Source organism: Dissulfurispira sp. (genome assembly GCF_036745535.1).
GTDB lineage: Bacteria > Nitrospirota > Thermodesulfovibrionia > Thermodesulfovibrionales > Dissulfurispiraceae > Dissulfurispira.
In genome coordinates, this window is sequence record NZ_DAIOFX010000125.1 from 1 (window position 1) to 3,071 (window position 3,071).

Annotated in this window: 4 protein-coding genes; all 4 read left to right on the top strand. The window is 45.8% G+C overall.

The genetic code is table 11. The features are described from left to right. Positions 1–1,447, top strand: a 1,447-nt coding sequence (locus tag V7L97_RS11830) for a phage tail tape measure protein (protein WP_333656232.1), incomplete at its 5' end; no start/stop codon positions are given. Beyond that, positions 1,447–1,830, top strand: coding sequence for a phage tail protein (locus V7L97_RS11835; protein WP_333656234.1), 384 nt, complete (start codon positions 1,447–1,449; stop codon positions 1,828–1,830). The genes V7L97_RS11830 and V7L97_RS11835, both read left to right, overlap by 1 nt. Then, the gene (locus tag V7L97_RS11840; RefSeq protein WP_333656235.1) at positions 1,830–2,045 is read left to right on the top strand and encodes a tail protein X; all 216 of its coding nucleotides are present in this window, start codon (positions 1,830–1,832) and stop codon (positions 2,043–2,045) included. Before V7L97_RS11835 ends, V7L97_RS11840 begins: the two co-directional genes overlap by 1 nt. Beyond that, positions 2,033–3,064 (top strand): phage late control D family protein, encoded by a 1,032-nt coding sequence (locus V7L97_RS11845; protein WP_333656237.1) that lies wholly within the window; start codon positions 2,033–2,035, stop codon positions 3,062–3,064. The genes V7L97_RS11840 and V7L97_RS11845 overlap by 13 nt, the downstream gene beginning before the upstream one ends. Positions 3,065–3,071 lie beyond the last annotated feature (7 nt).

The window sequence follows — 3,071 nt, forward strand, 5'->3', positions numbered from 1 at the left end:
TAATGCGATGCTCTTAAAATTAAAGACGGCAGACAGGCAGGGAAAGGAATTTCAGGCAGGTCTTAATGCAATCGGATATTCGGCAGAGCAGTTAAAAGCGGATATCGAAAAGGACGCAGAGGGCGCACTGATAAAGTTTCTTGAAAGATTAAGGGGCGTAAAAAAAGAGGAGCTGGCAGGGGTATTAAGCGATCTTTTCGGCATGCAATACAGCGATGACGTCGCCCTTTTGGTTTCCGGATTAGATCAGTATAAAAAAGCCCTGAAGGAAACAGCAGATGAATCGAAATTTGCAGGGGCAATGCAGAAGGAGTTTGAAAACAGAGCGAAGACAACGGCAAATCAATTACAGCTTCTTAAAAACAATCTTGCCGCATCTGCGATAAATATAGGCACTGTATTTTTGCCTGCCGTGAATTCGATAGTAGGCGCTGTAACGCCTGTGTTGGGAGTTCTTGGTAAGGTGGCTGAAAAATTTCCGACTGCTACAAAAGTAGCAGGAGGGCTTGCAATCGGTTTTATAGGACTAAAGATAGCATCAATGGGTGTTAGATGGGGTTTTTCATGGATAGCAGACGGCGCAGGCATGGCATACAGGGCGATGATGCTGCTGAGGCCGTCTGTGCTGATGACTACTATCGAGATGCATAAACAGAAAGCGGCAGCTATAGGCTCAGCAATAGCAATCAGAGCAAAAACAGCAGCGTTATGGATAGCAGGAGCGGCATCAAAGGCGTATGCAATTGGCTCAACGCTCGTTGTGGGCGCTACAAGGGCAATTGCAACTGCATTTAGGCTTATGGGCGCTGCGATTATATCAAATCCGATAGGGCTTGCTATTACAGCTCTGGCTATAGGTGCGGCTCTTATTATCGCCAACTGGGGTAAGGTAAAGGCATTTTTTATAGGGATATGGCAGAGCATACAAAGCTTTTTGCAGGGATTCAATCTCTTTTCCGTAGGACAGAAGATTATCGGCTCGCTGTGGGAAGGCATTACTTCAATGGCGTCAAAACCTATAGAGGCTGTATCTGGCATAGCCAAAAAAATTCGCAATCTATTGCCCTTTAGTCCTGCCAAAGAGGGGCCTTTTAAAGACCTGCATAAGGTAAACATAGTCGGGACTATTGCGGAGACGATGAAGCCAACGCCTATGGTATCCGCAATGGAAAATGCGATGCTCGGAGTAAGGGCTGTTTTACAGCCGATCACGCAGCCGGTCAGACAGATGTTTGAGCCTGCCCGGCAGATGATGCCTGCAATGGCAGGCGGTTATGGAGCTTCGGCAATGCCTCTGATTCAGATTACACAGAATCTTACATTCAACGGCAATGTGGATCGAACCACTGCGAAGCAGGTTGCAGCGCAGACAGCTTCTGCAACTGAAGATGCTGTAAGGCGTGTGATCGAGAGGTATTTTGCGAATAAGGCAAGGAAGGAGTGGTAATGAAGATCGGCGCTCTTGGTGATATAGCTTTTGAATTTTCAGAAGAGTATGCGAACAGCATCGATGAACTGAAGCGCAGCCGCTCATGGAAGTACGCAGAGCATGAGATTGTAAAAGGCAAATCAAAGCTTCAATCGCTCGGCAGGCAGCTTGATACCGTTTCTTTTGGTGGAAGATTCGTTGATTACTTCTGCTATCCAATAGAAGAAATGCACAGGCTTGAGACAGAGGCAGAAAAAGGAGAGCCTCTTGTGCTTGTGCTTGGAAACGAGACATTAGGAGAGTTTGTGATAGAGAGTATCTCGGAGACATGGAGAGATGTGGACGGCAGCGGTAATCCACGGGTGATAGAGTTCGATGTGCAGATCAAGGAGTATAACTGATGAAATACCGCACTATACAGAATGACCGATGGGATCAGGTTTCGATGATGTTCTACGGCCACCCGGATTATTATAAGGAGATCATAAAGGCCAATCCGTATCTCTCTGACGAGATAAAGAGGAGTCCCCTGCTTCCGGCAGGAGTCGAGCTTGAAATACCTGAGCTTGAAATGGAGCCGACATATCCGGAGGAGCTGCCGCCGTGGAAAAGATAAGAGAGCTTTTATACAGCATTACATGGGCAGGCAGGGATGTGAGCAAGGATGTATCTCCGTATCTTACCAGTCTGACTTATACGGATAATCTTCACGGTAAAAGCGATGAGATACAGATGACATTTGAAGACAGAGACGATAGGTGGAAAACATCGTGGTATCCGTCAAAGGGCGATGTGGTGAAAGTAAAAATCGGCGTTGCCGAGGATTCAGAGAAATGGCTGAATGCCGGGACATTTCAGATTGACGAGATCGAGTTTAGCGGACCGCCTGACACGATCAATGTAAAAGGGCTTTCTACATATGTTACAGAGGCATTTAGACAAAAAAGGACTCATGCATGGGAAAATGTAAATTTGTCAAAGGTTATTCTGGATATTGCCAAAAGAAATAAGCTTAAACCACAGATAAAAATAAATCCTGACATCAAGCTGAAAAGACTGGATCAGAAAGACGACAGCGACCTTGGCTTTTTAAAAAGCGTGTGCGAGAAATACGGTTATAATGTAAAGGTTGACGCTGAAAGGCTTATTTGTGTGAAGCCCGATGAACTGGAAGAATCTGAGCCGATATATATCGTCCGCAGAGGCGGATATAACATAATTACATACAGATTCTCAACCAAAACATTCGAGATATATAAGGCGTGTGAAGTCAGATATTGGGATCCCGTATCGAAAAAAGAGGTCAAACACACAGAGACCGCAAAAAAGGTTGTATCAGGAGGGGTGCTGAAAATATCAGAGAGATGCGAGAACAAACAGCAGGCTATAGAGCGGGCAAGGGCAGAGCTGAAGAAAAAAAATAAATGGGAGTGCGAATCGGAAATTACAGTAATGGGAGAGCCGTATCTAACTGCAGGAGCGACTGTGATCGTAGAGGGCTTTGGGAGTCTTGACGGGCAGTATCTAATCGAGGAGGCTGTGCATACATTGAGCAAAGGCAGCGGTTACACAACCTCCTGCAAGATCAGGAGGGTAAAAGAAGAATCGGTTGCAAAAAACCGGTCGGCAAATTGAAAGTAAG